Raw genomic sequence first — 20,249 nt, 5'->3', positions numbered from 1 at the left:
ACGGCCCGGAACCCCTCGAGAAGGTTCCGGGCCGTCGTGGCGTTGTTGGGTGCTCAGTCCTCGGCGAGGGTGAGCTCCAGGCCGCCCAGAATGTTGGCGGACAGGTTGTACAGGAACGCGAAGATGGTGCCCAAGGCGGTCAGGATGACCACGTTGATCACCGAGAACAAGGCGGTGAACCCCATGACCTTGTTGGTGTTGACGAAGTCCTCCAAGCGGACGCTCGTCTGATCCTGGTCACTAGACAGCAGCATCGTCAGGCCCGCGTTGATCGCCTCGAACATGCCGGAGGCACCCAGCAGCGTCCACACGACGTACACGGCAACCCACGACATGATGCCCAACGCGATGGAGAACGCGAACGACGTCTTCATCACCGACCAAGGATCCACCCGCGAAATACGGAGCCGTGCGCGGCGGGTCCGGGTGCTGGACCGGATGCGACCGTCAGGCTCCGACGCCGACTGGTTCTTCGCCGGCGCCAGCGTCAAACCCGACCGGGTGCGCTGTTGCGTGTCAGTCACGACCGTCCTCCTCGTCGTCGCCCTCGCTCACGACTGGGATAACCGTAGCCGTTTCGGGGCCGTCGGTCGTCCCACCGACGTATGAGTCGTCAGAACTGGACGCCTCCACCTCGGCCTGGGCGGCGTCCTCGGGGGCAACCTCGGCGTCCTCCCCGGTGTCCGGGTAGAGGGCGATGACCGTCACCGCGTCACCATTGCTGAGCCCGACGAACTTCACGCCCATCGTGTCGCGGCCCTTCGGCGGCACCTCCGAGACCGACGCCCGAATGACCTGCCCGGACTGCTTGATCGCGATGACCTCGTCGGTTTCGCTGACCACCAGGCCGCCGACCAGCGAACCGCGGTCGTCGTTGAGCTTCATCGCCTTGATGCCCAGGCCGCCACGGCCCTGCATCCGGTACTCGCTCACCTTGCTGCGCTTGGCGAACCCGCCGTCGGTCACCGTGAACACGAACCGGTCGTCCTCGGGCATGTCCGCGTCGATGACCGCCATGCTCAACAGTTCATCGCCGTCGCGGAACTTCATGCCCGTCACACCGGACGTCGCCCGCCCCATCGGACGCAGCTGATCGTCGGAAGCCGGGAACCGGATCGCCTGCCCCTTCTTACTGATCAGCAGCAGATCATCGGACGCCGACGCCACCCCCGCACCGATGAGCTCGTCGTCCTCGTCGCGGAAGTTGATCGCGATGAGCCCCGCCTGCCGGGCGCTGTCATAGGCGGTCAGGTCCGTCTTCTTGACCAGGCCCTTCTTCGTCGCCAGCAGGAGGTAAGGCTTGTCCTCATAGGAACGGATCGTGAGAACGCCCGCGATCTTCTCCTCAGGCAGGAAGCTCATCAACGCGGCGACGTGACCGCCCTTCGCGTCCCGGGACGACTCGGGCAACTGCCATACCTTCGCGCGGTAGACGCGACCGAAGTTCGTGAAGAACAGCAGCCAGTGGTGGCTGGTCGTGGTGAACAGGTGCTGCACTTCGTCGTCGCTACGCAGCGACGCCCCGCGCACCCCCTTGCCGCCACGCTTTTGCAGCCGGTACTGGTCGGAGCGGGTCCGCTTGGCGTAGCCGCCGTAGGTGATCGTGACGACCATGTCCTCATCGGGGATGAAGTCCTCATCGGACATGTCCCCGTCTGCGGCGATGATCGCGGTACGGCGATCGTCGCCGAACCGGTCGGTGATCTCCTGCATCTCATCGCTGATGATCGCGCGGCGACGCTCCGGGCGAGCCAGGATGTCCTTCAGGTCGGCGATCTGGGCTTCCATCGCGGCCAGACGATCCACGATCGCCTGGATCTCCATGGCGGCCAGACGACGCAACTGCTGGCTGAGGATGTGGTTGGCCTGCAACTCATCGATACCCAGGAGTTCCATCAGCCCTTCGCGGGCGATGTCGGCGGTACGGCTGGCGCGGATCAAGGCGATGACCTCGTCCAGCATGTTCAGCGCCTTCACCAGGCCACGATCCAGGTGGGCCTTCTTCTCCAGGTCGTCGAGGCGGTACTGCGTCCGCCGCTCGATGACCTGCATCTGGTGGCGCAACCAGTAGCCGAGGAACTGATCGATGCGCAGCGTCCGGGGAACATCGTCGACCAGCGCCAGCATGTTGCAGCCGAACGTGTCTTGCAGCGGCGTGTGCTTGTACAGGTTGTTCATCACGACGCGCGGCTGGGCGTCGCGCTTCAGCACGATCACCAGACGCTGACCGGTACGAGCCGACGTGTCGTCGCGGATGTCCGCGATCCCGGTGAGGCGCCCCGAGTTCACCAGTTCGGCAATCTTGGTGGCCAGGTTGTCCGGGTTGCACATGTGCGGCAACTGGGTGACGACCAGCGAGGTACGCCCCTTGCTGTCTTCCTCCACCTCGATGACCGCACGCATCGTCACCAGGCCACGGCCGGTGCGATAGGCGTCCTCGATGCCCTTGCGGCCGACGATCAGCGCACCGTTAGGGAAGTCGGGCCCCTTGATGCGCGCGACGCACGCCTCCAGGATCTCCTCCTTCGACGCCTCCGGGTTCTGCAGCATCCACTGGACGGCGTCGTTGACCTCGCGCAGGTTGTGCGGCGGAATATTGGTCGCCATGCCCACCGCGATACCGGTGGAACCATTCACCAGCAGGTTCGGGAACCGGGCCGGGAGCACGACAGGCTCGGTGTCCTTGTTGTCGTAGTTCGGCTGGAAATCGACGGTGTTCTGGTCGATGTCGCGGACCATCTCCATGGCCAGCGGATTCATCTTGCACTCGGTGTACCGCATGGCGGCGGCGCCGTCGTTACCGGGCGAACCGAAGTTGCCCTGGCCATCGACCAGCTTGTGCCGCATCACCCAGCTTTGCGCCAGGCGCACCAACGTGTCGTAGATCGCCGAGTCGCCGTGCGGGTGGTACTTACCCATCACGTCACCGACGACGCGCGAGCACTTGTTCCAGCCACGATCGGGGCGGTAGCCGCCGTCGTACATCGTGTACAGGACGCGGCGGTGCACCGGCTTGAGGCCGTCGCGGACATCGGGCAGCGCCCGGCCCACGATGACGCTCATCGCATAGTCGAGGTAGCTCTTTTGGATCTCCTCGTTCAGGTCGACCGGGGCGATCCGCCCCGTCATCGGCGCAAGCTCGGTGGCCTCAGCCGCCTCCGCGGACTGCTCCGAGGCCACCACAGCAGGCTCCAGCTCGGGATCGGGACCGTCCACGGGCGGTTCGTTCGGCGTGTCGCTCATCGTGTTGTCTTCCTAACCCAAATCAGATGTCGAGGAACCGGACGTCCTTGGCGTTGCGCTGGATGAAACTCCGGCGCTGCTCCACGTCTTCGCCCATCAGGATGCTGAACATGTCGGACGCCGCAGCCGCGTCCTCGAGGGTCACCTGGGCCAGCGTCCGCTGGGACGGGTCCATCGTGGTGTTCCACAGGTCTTCGGGATCCATCTCGCCCAGACCCTTGTACCGCTGAATCGGGTTGACCTGCGGCAGCTTCTTGCCCTCAGCCAGGCCCTCATCGCGCAGCATGTCGCGCTCCTCATCGGAGTAGGCCAGCTGGTGCGGGGCGTTCGTCCAGCGAAGCCTAAACAGCGGCGGCTGGGCCAAGTACACGTACCCGCCCGACACCAGGGGCCGCAGGAACCGGAACAGCAGCGTCAGCAGCAGCGTGCGGATGTGGGCGCCGTCCACGTCGGCGTCGGCCATCAAAACGATCTTGTGATAGCGCAAACGGTCGACGTCGAAGTCATCGGAGAACCCGGTGCCCAGCGCGTTGAAGATCGCCTCGACCTCCTTGTTGGCCAAGATGCGATCCAGCCGCGCCTTCTCGACGTTCAAGATCTTGCCGCGAATCGGGAGGATGGCCTGCGTGCGCGGATCGCGGCCGCCCTTGGCGGAACCACCAGCCGAATCGCCCTCGACGATGAACACTTCACACTCGACGGGGTTACGCGAACTGCAGTCGGCGAGCTTGCCGGGCAGCGAGGACGAACCGAGCAGGCCCTTGCGGTTTCGGGCCATGTCGCGGGCCTTGCGGGCCGCCATCCGCGCAGTGGCAGCAGCCTGCGACTTGCGGATGATGTCTTTGCCCTCGGCCGGGTTCTTCTCGAACCAGTCGCCCAGCAGATCGTTGGTGACCTTCTGGACGAAGCCCTTCGCCTCCGTATTACCGAGCTTGGTCTTGGTCTGGCCCTCGAACTGCGGCTCGCCCAGCTTGATCGAGATGATCGCGGTGAGGCCCTCGCGAATGTCATCGCCGGAGGGGCGATCCTCCTTCTTCTTGATCATCCCCCACTTCTCGCCCCACCGGTTCACGGTGTTGGTCAGCGCCGCACGGAAGCCCTCCTCGTGCGTGCCACCCTCGTAGGTGTTGATCGTGTTAGCGAACGTGTGGACGCCTTCGGTGAAGGAGTTGTTCCACTGCATCGCGATCTCCAACGCCAACGCGTCCTCGGGAGACTCGGCGTCGATCGCGATGACGGAAGGATGGATGACCTCTTTAGTGCCGGTGAGGTACTTCACGTAGTCGATGAGGCCGTCGTCGTAACGGAACGTGACCTCATTCGGGTGCTCGACCTGATCGTCGACAAAGTCGTTGAGCCCCGATTCGGCATCGGGGTCGGGGGCCTGAGCGCCGCGCTCGTCGATCAGCGTGATGGAGAGCCCCTTGTTCAGGAACGCCATCTCACGGAACCGGTTGGCGAGGGTCTGCCAGTCGTAGTGCGTCGTCTCGAAAATGGTGGGCGAGGCGTAGAACGTCATCGTGGTGCCGACCTCGTCGCCGGGACCAAGCGGCTCCAAACGCTCCAGGTCGGCGTCCGGGACGCCCAGGGAGAAGCTCTGGCGCCAGTGGTAGCCGTCGCGTCGCACGTCCACGATCAGGTGATCCGACAGCGCGTTGACGACGGAGGCGCCCACGCCGTGAAGGCCACCGGACACCTTGTAGCCGCCGGTGCCGAACTTGCCACCCGCGTGCAGGACGGTCAGCGCGAGGGTGACGGCCGGGATCTTCTCCTTAGGGTGAAGATCGACGGGGAAGCCGCGGCCGTTATCGGTCACGCGGACGCCGTCGCCCGGCAGCAACGTGACGGTGATGGTGTCGGCGTAACCCGCCAGCGCCTCATCGACGGAGTTGTCGACGATCTCGTACACGAGGTGGTGCAGGCCGCGCTCACCGGTCGAACCGATGTACATGCCGGGCCGCTTGCGGACGGCCTCCAGGCCCTCCAGCACGGTGATGGCTGAGGCGTCGTACTTGCCCTCTTCGACCGCTGTGGCGGCCGACCCGGCCGTGGGATGCGCGGTGCTGTTGTCTGCCGTCAAGGCGCTCTCTTCTCCCCTGTGCCTACCGGACGCCTCTTCGATGGATCCTGCGCTTCTCAAAGGGCGTCCACTCAACCCCTCCATTCTACCTGAGTGCGGACGCCGACCACGACTCGACACCCATTTTTCTGGGGGGAGACGCCGCGATCTTGCCGCTCAGTGACGCGTGGAGGCCATTTCGCGGGCCGACTGGGGCCGATCACGACCCCTCATATGCGTCGGGGGGTTCTGAAGGCGCCCACGGCGTCGCACGGCCCCGATCGCAGCGCCGCCGATCGCGCGAGTCGGCGGGCGGCGTCCGCCTCACACCGGCAGGACGACACGGGTTGAGCGCCCGGTGTTGATCAACCCATCGACGCCCCCAAAGCCCTCCCTTAACGTTCTCTACGTCAAGCAGGTCACGCACCCGAACACGAAGGAGCCAGCATGTCCAGCATCTCCCATGGCATGAACGTCGACGTCATCACCGGACAGGTCGTCCCCGGCCTCAACCGCGAAGCCCAAGACATCGAACGCACCGTCACCGACGTCGACCGACTCCTCCAGCAAGTCGAAGCCAACTGGAAGGGCAACGACGCCCGCCAATTCCAGCAAAAGTGGACCGGCCAATACCGCAACCAACTCAAGCGCCTCGCCGAAGAACTCAAGCAACTCGCCGACACCGCCCGCCGCAACGCCGACAACCAGCGCTCCACCAGCTCCACCCTCTGATAAGTCCCCTGCGACCCCGGCCACGTCACCTGTGCCGGGGTCGTAGGCCCCTGTCGTGGCGATCCTGCCCAGATCGTCCGGCCTGTCCGTCTCCCCGTCGGCGCCCCTCACCCCGTGCGCGCCCGCATCGTTGTGAAGGATGAACCCATGCCCGTGCGGCGTCCCGCACTCCCCCGCCCCAGGAGGCGGCCATGAGCCTGTCCGGCATGAACATCGCCGAGATCCGGGCGATCGCCTCCCAACTGAGGCGCCACGCCGCCGACATTCAGCAGTGCACCCGCGACGTCGACCGGCTGCTTCAAACCGCGCGCAACAACTGGTCGGGCCCCGACCTGGCCGAGTTCAGCGCCAAATGGAACGGCCACACCCGCTCCATCGCCCAACGCGTCGACACCGAGCTGCGTGAACTCGCCGATACGGCCGAGCGGAACGCGGACGCCCAGCAGGTCACCAGCGATGAACTGGGCGACTCCGCCGGTGTCGGGCTCGGTGGCGGCGGCGTGCAGGGTGGCGGCGTGGGGGCCGAGAGCGGCTCCTTGAGTCTCACCGAGGAGCGCGATCGAGACGTCACGCCGCAAAACGACTTCGTCAAGAACCCGGAGCAGGAAACGGTCATCGGGCGCGAGAACGAGAAGAAGTTCGGTGACCAGGCCGAGGGTGCGGACGGCGACAAGAAGGAGGGCGACGCGGAGGCCCATCCGCTCAACGTCCGCTACGACATTGCCAAAGGTGAGGGCCTGCTGGGGGCCGAGGCGAAGGCCTCGGGTTCCGTGGGTAACAGCACCCTTGGCGCCCAGGGCGAGGCGAGTGCCACCGCGGGGCTTAAAGGTGAGTACGGGGTCTATGCAGGTACTGGCGGCCTCGTCGCCACAGCGAGCGTCCTCGCTGGTGTCCAGGGATCCGCCAAGGGATCGGCCTACATCGGCCCCGTGACTGCCGCTGGTGAGGCGTCCGTCATGGCTGGCGGCAAAGCCGAGGGCGCGATCGGTCTCAGTTCGACCGGGGTCTCCGCCAAGGCGGAAGCGTTCGCCGGGGCGAAGGCGGAAGCCAGCGGTTCGGTGGACCTCGCCGGCGTTGGTGTCTCCGGCAAGGCCGAAGCGTGGGCCGGGATCGGCATCAAGGCCAACGTGGATGTCGGGTTCAACGACGGCAAGCTCACGATCGGCGGGAACTTCGGGGCCGCACTCGGGGTCGGTGGTAGCGTCGGCGGCGGCATCACCATCGACCTCAATAAGGTCGGCGACAGCCTGTCCAGCGCGGCTGATGCCGTCGGTAAATTCTTCGGAGGACTGTGGTGAGCGAACAAGCCCAACGACTGACGCTGTCGATTCCCTCGGAGCGCTGGGACACCGTCGAACCGCCCGAGGGCACGGTGTTCCTGGCACAGCGCATCGGTGCCTTCGAGTACTTCCGCCCCACCGTCAGCGTCGAGATCGCCGAACTGCAGCCCGACGCCACGCTCCGCGACGTGGCGGGAGTCCTGTTCGGCAAGCTACGCCAGATCGATTCTGGCGCCGAGGGCCGCGTCGACGACTCCCAGCAGGAGGCGGGCCGCGTCCTGCAGCGGGTTCGTTTCACGCTGCACGCTGAAGGGCTTCCCCCCTTGCAACTGGAACAGTGGCAGGTCATCGTCGCCATGGATACCGACGATCCGTCGGTCCGCCTGGCGATGACCATCGTGCTGACCGCCGAGGCGTCCGCCATCGGCGAGTACACCGCGGACTTCCAGCAGTTTGTGGGCAGCGCCACCGTCGACGCAGGACCGGTCGCGTGACGCCGCGCCGTGCTCAGGCGATCACGACCGTCCTCGGGGTCGTCTTCCTCGTCGTCGGGATCGTCGTGATCGTGGCGATCCCCGCCGACGCGCCGGGATTGCTCCGGTGGGGTTTGGGGATCCCCTTCCTCATCATCGGCGTGGCCAACCTGGTGTGGGCGCCGCAGTTCTCGCGCGAGCGCCTGCCCGAGGACGCCGAGTTCCGGCCCCTCGACACGCACGGGCAACCCGTGGTGGGTTCGGTTCAGGTCCAGCGGTTGGCGCTAGCCCTGAACCGGGAACTGCGCGACACCCCCCACCAGATCGAGACGGCCCCCGACGCGGTGCGCACCGCCTACAACTCTGGTGACTTCTACGAGCCGGGCCTGCGCAGCGTCCGGCAGTTCCGCTGGCGCACCACCCTCACCGCCACCACGAATCCGACGACCTTCGTCCGGTTGGACCAGGAGGCGGACAACCGGCGTGGGGGCCTGTGGTCCAAGGCCAGCGTCCAGGGTGGCTTGCGGATGAGCACCTCCACCCGCATCACGGTCGCCGGAGGCACCACCGTGAAGCAGACCGTTTCGAGCGGGGAGGTGTCCCACGCCATCGAGGCCGCGATGAAGGAGACCGGCGTCACCGTGGCGTTGCCGGTGATGTTCTGGGTCGGCATGACCAACGCCGCCCTCGGCATCCTGATCGCCGCCGGGGTCGTCGCCGCCGTCCTCATCGGCTGACCCGAGGCGTCCGCCCCACCCCACGCAAGGGGGGGGTGTTGATCAACCCATCGACGATCGATGCGGTGGCCTTTAGTGTTCACACCGTCAGTCACACGCCGGAACACGAAGGAGCCAGCATGTCCAGCATCTCCCATGGCATGAACGTCGACGTCATCACCGGACAGGTCGTCCCCGGCCTCAACCGCGAAGCCCAAGACATCGAACGCACCGTCACCGACGTCGACCGACTCCTCCAGCAAGTCGAAGCCAACTGGAAGGGCAACGACGCCCGCCAATTCCAGCAAAAGTGGACCGGCCAATACCGCAACCAACTCAAGCGCCTCGCCGAAGAACTCAAGCAACTCGCCGACACCGCCCGCCGCAACGCCGACAACCAGCGCTCCACCAGCTCCACCCTCTGACGCGACAAGCGACCCACCCACCCCCACTGACCCACCCCCGGGATGCCGGCGGCGTCCCTGCGGCATTGCGCGATGCCCAGGGACGCCGCTGCCCCACCCCTTCGCCTGAGCGCACCTCGACCTCCCCCTCCTCGACGCAAGGACCGACCGTGTCATCGTCACCCGCCATCCACGCCGTCCGGCTACCCCTGGCCGCCTGGAATGCGGCCTGCCGGCGCGTCGGTGGCGACGAGGCTCCCCTCACAGACGCCGACGTCACCGCACTCGTCGCGTCCGGTCTGGCCGGTGAGGATGGCGTCGTCAAGGAACGCTGGGCCGGGCTCATCGCGTCCTATCTGGACGCCCCCTCGTCGGTGCGCGCCAGCGCCACCTACGAGAATCTGCTCTACCGCGCCTCACTGGCGCTGGGACAAGCCAGCATCTGCGTCCTGGAGCGTTTCACGACCCGCGCCGACGACCAGGGTGGGGTCGAGACGATCCAACGTGACGACGACCTTGAGATTTCGGTGACCACAGGCCATCCGTGGACGCTGCTGCGCCGCGTCCTTCCCCCGTTGGACAACCTGCGGGCATCCTCCCGGCAGACGGCGCCGGGCAATGCCGCCCCCGTGTCTGTTCCTGAGCCCATACTCGCCTGGGCTCAGGAACAATGTCGCACCCACCCCGCCGATCAAGTCCTTGAAGCCCTGCAGCGGCGCTCGTCGGGGCGGCTGCACGATCTCCTTCAGGCCGATGATGCGTCGGTGTCCTACGTCTGGACGACCCAGACCTCGCGCGGCCCACACCTGGGGCTTGCGTGGTACCTCGCTTCACCGGATCACCTGTTCCGAGCCACGTTCAGCGATGATCACCCGTTCGAGGAGGTCAACCCCGGCGACCTCGCCTTCACCTTCGACTGGCACCTGCTGGGCGCGCTCGATGCGCTCGCGGCCCCGGCGGCCTGAGAGGAGGTGGCAATGTCTCTCATCGGCATGAATGTCGCGGAGATCCGCGCACTCGCTTCGCAGTTGGAGCGCCGCGCCGAGGCCGTCCTCGACAGCTCGCGCAAGGTCGACCGCCTGGTCACGCTCACCCGGCAGAACTGGAGCGGCACCGACATCGACCAGTTCGCCGCGCGCTGGCACGGTGGGACGCGGACGCAAGCTCAAGAGATCGCCACGCAACTGCGTGAACTCGCCTCCACAGCCCGAACCAACGCCGACGAGCAGGAACGCACCAGCGACGAACTCGGTGCCTCGACCCTCGCCGCGAGCGGGTCGGACGGCTCTGGTGGCGGGAACGATCCCTTTGGCTGGGTGGGCGACGGGTTGGACTGGCTCGGGGACCGAGTCGAGGACGGCCTGACGTGGGCACACGACACCGGGAACTGGGTGGCAGATCGTGTCTCCGATGCCGGGAACTGGGTCACCGACCAAGTCCGTGACGTCGCCAACTTCGTGGTTCCCCGCGTCGAGGCTGGCCTGGCCGGATGGGATCGTTTCCTCACCGCGCTGGGCGGCAACGCTCAGGCCTGGAACTTCTTCGACGGGCACCCGCCTCAGCTCGCCGAGGTGCTGGCCGCCGGGACGCTCGCGTGGGGAACCTTCGGCGGGATGGTGGCCAACGTCGTCACGGGCACCGATCATCGCTTCCTCGACCCCGGGACGCCCGGCGCAGGTGCGGCCCGCGACATCACCTCCGACCCGACGACGCAGAAAGTCACCGATTTCACCAGTCTGACGGCGGCCACGATGTCGGCGTATACCCACAATGGGGTGCGGGTCGACACGATCGTCGGGGCCGATGGCGTGACCCGCTATCTCGTCTCCGTGCCGGGCACCCAGGCCGAGATCGGCTCCTTGCAGGGGTGGAGCGACAACTCCAACGCCCGCAACTGGGCCGCCAACCTGTGGGCGATGGCCCAGGGATCCCAGGCAACGGACGCGCAGGCCGTCGCCCTGGCGATCCAAAACGCGGGCGTGCCCGACGGCGCCAACATCTTGCTCACCGGTCACAGCCAAGGCGGGCTCATCGCAGCCAACCTGGCCGCCGACCACGACTTCGCGCAGCGCTACGCCGTTGACGGGGTCATCACCTATGGGTCGCCGGTCGAGAACGCCGACCTGCATCCGGGATCGGCGCCCGTGCTCTCGTTCGGTCACGCGAACGTGATCGATTCAGTCCGGGTCCCTGGCACCTCGTGGGAGGTGCCCGTGCCACGCCAGATCGGTGATCTGGTCCCTCAGCTCGACCTGGGTGTTGCGGGCGTCGTCCCGTTCCTCCCCGCCCAGCAGGGGTCCATCACACCCATCGACCTGCCACCTCGAGGCACGTCCTTCTTCGACATGACGGCCAACCACGAGCAGGACGGCTACCTCGCCGACGTGCAGCACCTGTCGCCGCAGAATCAGGCCAGCGTCGACGCCTACCTCGCCGCCAACCAACTCGACGGTTACCTCAACGGCACCACAACGTCTACGGTGACGGTGGAGACGAAGGGCTAGGAGGGTCGATGCGGGGACGCGGCACACGCGCAGGCATGACGGTGGGCGTGTTTCTCGCGCTCGGAGTATTGATGACCGGCTGCGCGTGGTGGGGCGGCGCCCCCAAGGAAAGCCTGCATGAGCGCGCGGCGCGCATCCAACCCGCGCTGTTGGCCGTTCACGGCATCACGGGAGGGGAACTCACCGTGACCAACGCTTCCGTGTCGCACCTCTACAGTTGCACCCTCACCAGCAACGCCCCCGATGTCCCCGCCCTGAAGAAGACGCTGACCCACGTCTTGATGACGCTGGCCGAACGCGCCGACGACCGACCGGGCTCGCTCGTCTCGTGCAGCGTCAGCAACGGCACCGACGGCGTCGCCACCCAGGATCTGGGCTTGACCAGCCCCACATCCTTGCGGGAGATCCGCGAGAAGCTCGGCTGAGTTCCCGCGTCACTCCACGAACGGAAGCTGGACGCGCCACGTCTTTCCGCCCTTGACCCACAGGCCCCGCCCCGGCGGGAAGTCGGTGCGCTTGATGCGTCCCAGCGGCGTGCGGTAGACGCCCTCGTCGTCTTGGTCAGGTTGCAGGATGAACCCGGCGCGCGGCTGCTTCAACTCCGACATGACCGTGCTGTAGCCGCTGCCGACCTCGCTGACCTCCGCCTCACCCAGCACCATGTGCCCGTTGCGCCGAGCCTCGACCAAGGCGTCGGACAAGCTCATCTCCGCGTCGCCGTTGGCGAAATCTGACACCCCCTCCGCGATGATCGCGAACCGTGGCGGCGTCCCCGGCTCCACGTCGGACTGCACGCGCGGCAGGAGGACGTCGCGCACCAGGGAGTCCACATCGTGCGCTCCCGTCGCGGTACGCGTCCACCCGCGCCACGTCGTCAACGCGGACCGTCGCGGGGTCAGCAGATACAACTCGATGCCGGGCTGCCAGCGACGCAGCGATTCGGCGAACCAGCGCAGGGCGTTGGTGCGTCCCGACCCACGCGGACCCGTGATCAGCAGCGGGCCGGACGGGTCGAACGGGAAGGGCGCCAAGGACTGGCTTTCCACACCCAACACCGGCTTGCCCGCCAGGCTCGGTGGCAGCGTGTCGGCGCGCACCAGTTCGGGCAGCGCCCTGATCGGTTCTGGACGCACCGTCAGGCGCGGCCCGATCTCGGTGGCCAACTCCTCGATCAGTCGGCTTTGTGCGGCCGGGCTGGGATCCTCGCCCAGGATCGCGATCTGCATCTCCTCGGGCATGTCTTGCAGCATCGCCCGCCCCGGAGGGCTCTGCGGGCCCAGCACGTCCCGGGGGACGTTCAGGTCGGCGTAGCCGTCCTCGTTGGCCTGCCGCAGAATCACCCGTTGCAGGAACGCGGACGCCACCGACGTCGGCACCGACGGCCCCCGGTCGGCAGTCATCGCCACGTGGACGCCGACCGCCCGCCCGTCAGCCGCGATCCGCCGGAACCCCTCGTAGACGGCCATGCGAACGATGCTGGTGTCGTACTCGGCGCGGAATGTTCCGAAGTTGTCCAGCAGCAGCAGGATGCGCGGCTCCTGCGGTCGGTTGGCCAGCGTCCGGTACTCCGACAAGCTGGAGGCCCGCAGGGCGTTGTAGCGGGCCGCGCGCTCATCCACCGTCGTCAGCAGATGCTTCACCAACCGGGTAACCCGCTCCTCGTCGTCGCCCCCAACGATGGAGCCCACGTAGGGCAACTGCTCCAGCATCGTGAGGCCGCCACCGCCGAAGTCGAGCCCGTACACGTGGACGGGCCCACCCCGGGGGGTGATTCCGGCGGCGACGCCGAGGGTGCGCAGCGCCGTCGTCTTGCCGGAGCCGCCCGCGCCCAGGATCAGCACCGAGCCGTGCTCCTCGGGCCGGAAGTGGGTGACGATCTGGCGTTGATGATCCGGGTCGTCCATCGCCCCCAGCACCAGTTCGGTGTCGGTGCGCTGTGCCATGTTCTCCAGGTTGTACCGGTCGGCCAGCGGCTCCAGCCAGGGACGCCGAGGGGTGCGGACCTTGCCTGCTTGCGATGCCTGGCGGATCGCGCTCACCACCCGGATGATGTCCTTCTCCGGTTGCGGGCCCTCCTGCGTGGCGGTCGCGACCTTCCAGGGGTGTCCGAGCCCGAAGTCGAGTTGGGTGACCTCGATGGGCGGCACAGGCGGCGTGGCATAGGTGCGGGCCCCCGGGTAGCCGCCCTGGAAGCGAGTGATGCGCCCCGGACCGGTGCGGGCGGCCGCGCGTCCGGGGATGCCCGGGTCGAACCGTGCAGCCATAGCATCGCCGAGGACGTCGGTGGAGTCGGCGTCATCGTTCATCCGCAGCGCCACCCGCAGGTTGGTGTTGGCGCGCAAGCTGTCGGTGATGACCCCCGCGGGACGCTGCGTCGCCATGATGAGGTGAAGCCCCAGCGAACGCCCCCGCTGCGCGACGTCGACGACGCCGTCGTAGAACTCCGGCACCTCCGACTTCAACGCCGCAAACTCATCGACGACGATCACGAGCGCGGGCGGGCAGGACGGATCGCCGGTCAGTTCGAAGTCGATCAGGTCCTTGACGCCCTTGTTGTTGAGCAGTTCCTCTCGATGCCGGATCTCCGCACGCAGGCTGCGCAGCGCGCGCCGGACGAGGTGATCCGACAGGTCGGTCACCATGCCGACACTGTGCGGCAGATCCGTGCACCGCGCGAACGCGGCACCGCCCTTGTAGTCCACGAACAGGAACGTCAACCGGTCGGGGCTATAGCGGTGGGCCAGCCCCAGCACCCACGCCTGCAGGAACTCCGACTTACCGGAGCCGGTGGTGCCGCCGACGAGGGCGTGCGGGCCTTGAGTCCGCAGGTCGAGCGTGAACGGATCCGTGCCTGAATGCCCAACCGTGGCCAGCAAGTCACTGGCGCGATCGCGTGGCTTCGGCGGAGCGGAACGATCGGTGAGGGAACCGTTCTCCCGCCACCGGCCCAGGATCTGCTCGGAGTCAACGGCCATCTCCTGCCCCAGCAGGCTGATGACCGACACGCTACGGGGAACATCCGATTCGTCGACGGTGGGCATCCCCGCATCCACCACCGGCGCCAGCCGACGCGAAACACGGGCCGCTGTCTCGGCGTCCGCAGCCTCGACCCGAACCGGCGCGACCAACTCCTCCTCGCGGACCATGCCCACAATCGGGGCCGTGCCATCGCCCAGATCCAGGTAGGTGCGGCAGGCGGCCGGGATGAGCCGCTTCTCGGCAGCCACCCACAGAATATGGACGCCGACCGCGGGCCCGTTCTCCGCGAGCCGGGTCAGGCGTCCGATATCGACCAAGGGGGCGTCCACGATGACCAGGACCGCCGGAAGCGTGACGGCCTCCTGATCGGCGCTGCGACTGGCCACCACGTCCTCGAGGCGATCGAGCAGGAGGCGTCCGGTGGCGCCCTCCGAGGAGAGTTGCAGGGGGCCGGTCGGCGATTGGGGGGAGGCGGCGTGGGGCAGCCACTCCAGCCACTGCCACCGTTGCCTCCCCGCCGTCGAAGTGAGGCAGGTGACCGCCATCTCGCTGGGTGACTGCAAGGTGACCGCTTGGAGGACGATCGCGCGCGCCACTCCTTCCGCGACCCCGGAGGTGCCCGCGATCCCGACCCCGCCGACGCTACGCAGGTCGGCAATGACGGGCGCGTCGGCGATCCACGCGTACTTGTTGAGCAGGAGGGTGCGCGGCTGCGTGTAGCGGGGTGCGGCCGTCACCTCGGCGTTCTGGTAGTCCACCAGGGGCCGGACGGGGCCCTCGCCGAGGCGCACCTGCAGGAACTCCGGGTGCTCGGGACGCCGCGACCAGACCAGTTCGCCCAGGCGTCCGATCTGATCGACGCATTCGGTGACGGCCGGGTGCGCGTCCCGCAGCCGCTGGCGCTGCTCGGCGTGGATGCCGTCGAGTTGGTGATCGATCTCAGCGAGCCGGTTGTCGTAGGCGAGATCGGCCTCGCGCTGCTGACGGCGCGTCTCCATCCGCTGATCGGCCCACGAACCGAACATCATCAGCGGGCTGAACGCAACGAAGATGAGGCTCAGCAACGACTGGGTGACGGCGTACATCCCGACGCCCATCATCATCGGTGCCAGCATGGCCAAGATCGGGAACTGCTGAGCCACCTGGATCTTCTGCGGTTGCGGCAGGTCGATCGCAGCCGGGCGCCTACGGCGCAGCACGCGCGGGGAACGGATGTACTCCACGTCGGTGCTCGCCGACGCCGTCTGGTCGAGACGGCGGGTATAGCTGATCGCCAACGTCGTAGCACCGAGCACGAAGGGATCACCGGGGCCGACCGCGACACGCGGCACGCGCACGCCGCCGACGAGGACGCCGTTGGCCGAGTTCGCGTCCACCACCTCGACCGTCTCGCCGATCTCAATCCGGGCGTGCAGCTTCGATACGAGCGGGTCGGTCAACCGGACGGCGCACTCCGAGGAGCGGCCCACCGTGGACGACCCCGCATACAAGGCCACCTCGACGCCCGTGTCGGGTCCCCCGAGGACGCGCAGCAGCGCCACAGGGTCGCCTTGATGCCCAGCATGCGTCGCCGCAGGAACCACCTCCAGCACGGCCCCGGACACAACACCCGAACTCACAACCAACTGATCCTGCGGCAGGACAGTCACCCCACCCGCCTGGTCGGTGACCCGCAAGGTCGGCAGGGCCGCCTCGTCGATGGCCGCGTCCGCCGCAGGCCCCTTCAGCAGGGCTCGGGCCACGTCGCCCGACGTCACCGTCGCATCCGCCGTGACCTGAATGTGGCGCGGCAGCGGGTCGCCCTGCTTGCGGTACAGGACGCGGAGCTTCATCGAGGCTCCCCCTTCTGTTCGTGGTTTGCGCGCGCCTCGGCCTGAAGCAGCGGAAGATCCGCGCTCGTGACCAGCAGTGTCGAGACGGCGTACTCGACCAACTGGACGCGCCGGTTCGCCGCGTTGTTGCCCGGTCCGCCGCGCAGGCCGCTGACTCCGGCACGATCGAGCTTGTCGCACACGTTGTCGAGCTTCCGGTTGAACCGCGTCTGCGGCCAGCCAAGCCGTGCAGCGGCCTCGACGGCGGACGGAACCTGGGAGGCGCCCGTCCCCACCCGTTTGAGCAGCGGTTCGGCCAGCGCGATGACGGCCAGCTTTTGACTCTCGGTCAGCGCGGGCGGGGCGATCGTGGTGTCGCCGTGTCCGTCGTCGGAGCGGGACGGGACGGCGGGCGTCCCCTGCGTGCTCAGCAGAATCTCGTAGGAGGATGAGCCCGCCGTGAACGTCAGCAGTGTTTCGGGGAACACGAGCGGCGCGCGCGCCCCGGACGCCAACGTCGTCCGCAGGACGCCATGCCGGTCGGTGAGGTGGGCTGCGAGCCGGGAGCCGACGTTCGCCACCCACCACATGCCGTCGGCGGCCACGATCTCGATGAACCGGCGGTGCAGGTAGGGGTTGTCGTCGATCTCCAGGTCGCCGGAGCGTCCGATCTCGAACACCACAGCGGGATCGGGTTCATATAGTTCGCCGGCGAAGTCGACGACCAGCGGGGTCACGGTCATGGCACACACTTCTTCACAGGAGGGGAGGTCTGGCCTGTTGAGCGTCTGATCTCGATCTCGATGCAGGTGCTCTGCGGCTGGGCGGGCAGTGACGCGGTGGTCTGATCGGTTTCCTTCACGGCGGCCTCGCCGTCGAGTTGCACGAGCCGGTACAGGTACGTGTCTCCGGGTTGCGGATCCGGGTTGGTCCAGGTGAACTCGACCCGGTCGCCGCGTCGTTCTCCGGCCATCCCCGTGGGCGGTGCCACGGCGGCGAGGGGTTCGCGGCCCTGGGTGGCGTGCGGCGTCGCGCTCGGCTCGACCGTCGCGCCTCCGCCGCCGGTGAGGTACCACCCCACCGCCAAGGCGATCACGACGACGGCGGCGATCCCGCCCAGGAGCAGGGGCTGCCAGCGTCGGGGTTCCGGTTCGGCGGTCGGGGTTGCGGGTGCGGCTGCCCCTGGCTCGGCGCGGAAGGTGTCTTCGCCCGCGACCTGCGGGATCGAGGGGCCCGTGAAGTCCAGGGGGGCATGGGCTTCGCGTGACCCACGGCCATGCATCAGCACCGGCGGGGGCGCGACCGGTTCGGCTGTCTCCGTTGCCGCCGTGACGGGCCGCTCCCCCGTCCCCGAACGGTCGAAGGTGTCTTCGGGACGCAGATCGGTCTGCCGGGTGCCTTGAGTACCGCTGACGTCGAACCAGCCCTCGTTCGTGTCGGGAGCGACGTCGGGATCGATCATCGAGAAGCCGGTGACGCGTGTTCCCGTCTCGGCGTAGTGGGTCAGTTCGTCGTCGTGGCGTTCCTCGCGCACGTCGATCGTCGTGATCGACTCGTGCATTTCCGCCTGGACCCGCTGAAGGGCTCGTGCGAACTCCAGCACTGAGGGGTAGCGCTGCTCGGGACGCTTGGCCATCGCGGTCCGCAGCACCGCCTCCAGCGACTCGGGAACGTCGCTGCGCCCGGTGGGCGGCAGGGGCGTCGTCTTGACGCGGTTGGCGAGTTCCATGGCGTTGTTCTCGCCCGGCACGTCGAAGGGGCTGTGCCCGGTGAGCATGGCGTGGACGGTGGCGGCGAGGGAGTACACGTCGCCTTCCACCCCCATGGGCTGGTTCGCGATCTGCTCGGGAGGCGCCCAGGCGACGGAGAACGCCGCCGCCCCCTGTCCGCCCTCGGCCGCGGAGATACCGAAGTCGGTCAACGCGGGGCGTCCGAAATCGGTGAACAAGATGTTGGCGGGTTTGATGTCGCGGTGCAGGACGCCGAGTCGATGCGCCGACTCGACCGCGCCACCGATCTGGATGCCGACCTCGAGGGCTCGCCCCAGCGGCAGGACGTGATGCCGCAACCGGGCCCCCAGGTGCCGCGGGTGGCAGCTTTCCATGACGAGGTAGGGGCGGCCATCGGGGGCGACGCCCGCCGAGTGAATGCTGACGATCGAGGGATGGCTGGACAGCATCGCCATCGTGTTCGCCTCATCCTCGAACTGGCGTTGCGTGTCGCTGCCCAGCCCCCGCAGCATGACCTTGATGGCGACATCGCGCCGTGGCCTCAACTGGCGGTACAAGAAGACGTCGGCGAACCCTCCCGTACCCAGCACACCGAGATACTCGTACCCGTCGAGCAGGGGTGGGGTGGAGGGCGCCCGGCTCACCGCAAGCCCTCCAAGGTGAGCTGGACGCCGTGGCCCAGATCCAAGACGTCGCCGTCCATCAAGAGTTCGGGACGCTCCCCCAGCCGCACCGGGGCCTCACCTCGGCGACGCAGGAAGGTCCCGTTCGTCGAATGCAGATCGACGGCCAGCACGTTCCACTCCTCGAGGCGCAGTTCGAGGTGGTTGCTCGACACATGCCCTTGTGACAAGGGAACAAGGCGTGGCAGGACGGTGCCTTGATAGCGCTCGACGCGAGGGTTGCGCCCCACGATCACGGGCACCGTCAGGTCGATGATCTCCCCGCTGGGCAGTTTCAGTCGTCCCAGGGCGGGGCGCGGCATCCGATGGGCGGCACCGGTCAGCGGCGCGCCACACTCGAAGCAGGTGCTGCGATGGGGCGGGTTGGGGTGGCCCTGCGGGCAGCGGACGCCGAGGACTGACCACTCCCCCGGCGCGATGGGTTCCGGTCCGGGCTCAGGGGACGTGGCGCCGCTCTCGAAGTCGGCGGCCAACACGGTCTCCCCGTCATGGTCACCTTCGGCGTCGTGCAGTCGGCGCATTCCCCCCGTGGTGGTGGTGTGCCCTTCGCCCGGCGTCCGGTCTTCGGCCACCGCAGCGACAGGGGGCGTGGCCTGCGGGGGCACCGACGAGCCAGCGTCGGGCTGGGGTGGCGGCGTCGGCGCGGCGGGCGCAGCACCGGGGACGCCCGCGATGAACTCCCCGTCCTGGTCGGTGCGCACGGCGGCGTCCTCGATGGAGAACATCTCCGTGTCTCCGTACTGCCGGGCGAACCGTCCAGACCAGGCAGACGCCTCAGCAGGCGTCCCCGCAGGCGCCTCGGCTGCGGGATCGAGAGTGTGGCGATCATCGGCGGAGTCATCGTGGGGAGCCGGAGCCCCCACCGGGGCGTCCTCGGGCTCGGCCTGGTCCCCGGTGGGGGGCTCCGGCTGGGGGAGGTTGGGCTCGTCAGGTTCGGCCTCGTCGCCCTCCGGCGCGAGGTCGGCTTCCTCGCCGAGGAGGGTCGCCGCCCAATCGGGCAGTTCCACCCCCTCGTCCTGCTGCACTCCGTCGGCTGGCCCGGCAGGGGGGAGCAGCACGGGCAGGTCAGTGTCCGTCTCCGCAGACACGAGGGGGACGGCGACCGGCGCTGCAGGCTCGACCGGTGCAGCCGGGGGCTGGGGGCGTCGTTGTGCCCCGTGCCGCACCTCGGCCTGCGCGGCGTGCGCGGGGGCCGTCCGGCGAGTCGGAACGGCGGATCCCCACGCCAACCCCCCGGCTACCACCAGCCCCGCGACCAGCGGGCGTCCCTCGGCTGGGTCACCCACACGCCCCACGCACGCGGCGGCCCCGCCCGTGACGGAGCGCTCGGCCCACGTCGAGATGCCCGCGCCCTGGACCACTTCGTCATCGACCTGCGCGACCCAGTCGCCGCGGGCCGCCAACTGCCAGTCGCCGCGCGGGGTCCGCAGCGCGATGGCGAACCCGGGCAACGACAGCACATCGGTGCCGGTGTGGATGCTGAGCAGCTTCAAGAACGCCGCAAGATCGCCCCCATCGACGAACTCCAGCCAGATGTCACCGGCGGCCTTCGTCGACACCTCACCCGACACCAGCGCCATGCCGTGCGACCACACCAGTCCGTGATCGGTCCCCTCAAACCACAAGGCGTGCATG

Annotated in this window: 15 protein-coding genes; 8 read left to right on the top strand and 7 right to left on the bottom strand. The window is 68.0% G+C overall.

Features of this window, described 5'->3' with window-relative positions:
* Positions 1-53 precede the first annotated feature (53 nt).
* From C1706_RS06235 to gyrB, 3 genes are all read right to left on the bottom strand, one after another.
* Positions 54-524 carry a DUF3566 domain-containing protein gene (locus C1706_RS06235; protein WP_129458351.1) on the bottom strand — a complete coding sequence of 157 codons (471 nt, stop codon included), beginning with the start codon at positions 522-524 and terminating at the stop codon, positions 54-56.
* Positions 517-3,129 (bottom strand): DNA gyrase subunit A, encoded by a 2,613-nt coding sequence (gene gyrA, locus C1706_RS06230; RefSeq protein ID WP_129458425.1) that lies wholly within the window; start codon positions 3,127-3,129, stop codon positions 517-519. The genes C1706_RS06235 and gyrA overlap by 8 nt, the downstream gene beginning before the upstream one ends.
* Before the next feature lie 136 nt (positions 3,130-3,265).
* Complete coding sequence (gene gyrB / locus C1706_RS06225; protein ID WP_129458350.1) at positions 3,266-5,407, bottom strand: DNA topoisomerase (ATP-hydrolyzing) subunit B; 2,142 nt, start codon at positions 5,405-5,407, stop codon at positions 3,266-3,268.
* Positions 5,408-5,749: 342 nt separating this feature from the next.
* Between gyrB and C1706_RS06220 the strand changes: the two genes are divergently transcribed.
* From C1706_RS06220 to C1706_RS06185, 8 genes are all read left to right on the top strand, one after another.
* Positions 5,750-6,034, top strand: coding sequence for a WXG100 family type VII secretion target (locus C1706_RS06220; RefSeq protein WP_129458346.1), 285 nt, complete (start codon positions 5,750-5,752; stop codon positions 6,032-6,034).
* A gap of 191 nt (positions 6,035-6,225) precedes the next feature.
* On the top strand, positions 6,226-7,332 hold the full coding sequence (locus C1706_RS06215; RefSeq protein WP_129458349.1) for a WXG100 family type VII secretion target: 1,107 nt from the start codon (positions 6,226-6,228) through the stop codon (positions 7,330-7,332).
* Complete coding sequence (locus C1706_RS06210) at positions 7,329-7,808, top strand: hypothetical protein (RefSeq protein ID WP_129458348.1); 480 nt, start codon at positions 7,329-7,331, stop codon at positions 7,806-7,808. The genes C1706_RS06215 and C1706_RS06210 overlap by 4 nt, the downstream gene beginning before the upstream one ends.
* Positions 7,805-8,524, top strand: a complete 720-nt coding sequence (locus tag C1706_RS06205; protein ID WP_129458347.1) for a hypothetical protein — start codon at positions 7,805-7,807, stop codon at positions 8,522-8,524. Before C1706_RS06210 ends, C1706_RS06205 begins: the two co-directional genes overlap by 4 nt.
* 119 nt (positions 8,525-8,643) lie before the next feature.
* Complete coding sequence (locus tag C1706_RS06200) at positions 8,644-8,928, top strand: WXG100 family type VII secretion target (RefSeq protein ID WP_129458346.1); 285 nt, start codon at positions 8,644-8,646, stop codon at positions 8,926-8,928.
* Between the two features lie 149 nt (positions 8,929-9,077).
* Positions 9,078-9,872 (top strand): hypothetical protein, encoded by a 795-nt coding sequence (locus C1706_RS06195; protein ID WP_129458345.1) that lies wholly within the window; start codon positions 9,078-9,080, stop codon positions 9,870-9,872.
* A gap of 12 nt (positions 9,873-9,884) precedes the next feature.
* Positions 9,885-11,411, top strand: coding sequence for an alpha/beta hydrolase family protein (locus C1706_RS06190; protein WP_129458344.1), 1,527 nt, complete (start codon positions 9,885-9,887; stop codon positions 11,409-11,411).
* A gap of 8 nt (positions 11,412-11,419) precedes the next feature.
* A complete protein-coding gene (locus C1706_RS06185) occupies positions 11,420-11,836 on the top strand; it encodes a hypothetical protein (protein WP_129458343.1) in 417 nt (138 codons plus the stop codon).
* Positions 11,837-11,845: 9 nt separating this feature from the next.
* Here C1706_RS06185 and C1706_RS06180 read toward each other — a convergent pair whose 3' ends face one another.
* Genes C1706_RS06180 through C1706_RS06165 form a run of 4 tightly spaced genes read right to left on the bottom strand, consistent with a single transcriptional unit; the run spans position 11,846 to position 20,248 of the window.
* Positions 11,846-16,222 (bottom strand): type VII secretion EssC family protein, encoded by a 4,377-nt coding sequence (locus tag C1706_RS06180; RefSeq protein ID WP_129458342.1) that lies wholly within the window; start codon positions 16,220-16,222, stop codon positions 11,846-11,848.
* Positions 16,219-16,944, bottom strand: a complete 726-nt coding sequence (locus tag C1706_RS06175) for a hypothetical protein (RefSeq protein WP_206661002.1) — start codon at positions 16,942-16,944, stop codon at positions 16,219-16,221. The genes C1706_RS06180 and C1706_RS06175 overlap by 4 nt, the downstream gene beginning before the upstream one ends.
* Positions 16,941-18,575: a serine/threonine-protein kinase gene (locus C1706_RS06170; RefSeq protein ID WP_129458341.1), complete on the bottom strand. Its 1,635-nt coding sequence runs from the start codon at positions 18,573-18,575 to the stop codon at positions 16,941-16,943. The genes C1706_RS06175 and C1706_RS06170 overlap by 4 nt, the downstream gene beginning before the upstream one ends.
* Positions 18,572-20,248, bottom strand: coding sequence for a double zinc ribbon and FHA domain-containing protein (locus C1706_RS06165; RefSeq protein ID WP_129458340.1), 1,677 nt, complete (start codon positions 20,246-20,248; stop codon positions 18,572-18,574). Before C1706_RS06165 ends, C1706_RS06170 begins: the two co-directional genes overlap by 4 nt.
* Position 20,249 lies beyond the last annotated feature (1 nt).

The organism is Propioniciclava flava (genome assembly GCF_004126535.1).
Taxonomy (GTDB): domain Bacteria; phylum Actinomycetota; class Actinomycetes; order Propionibacteriales; family Propionibacteriaceae; genus Propioniciclava; species Propioniciclava flava.
This window is presented reverse-complemented; position numbering and strand designations above follow the sequence as displayed.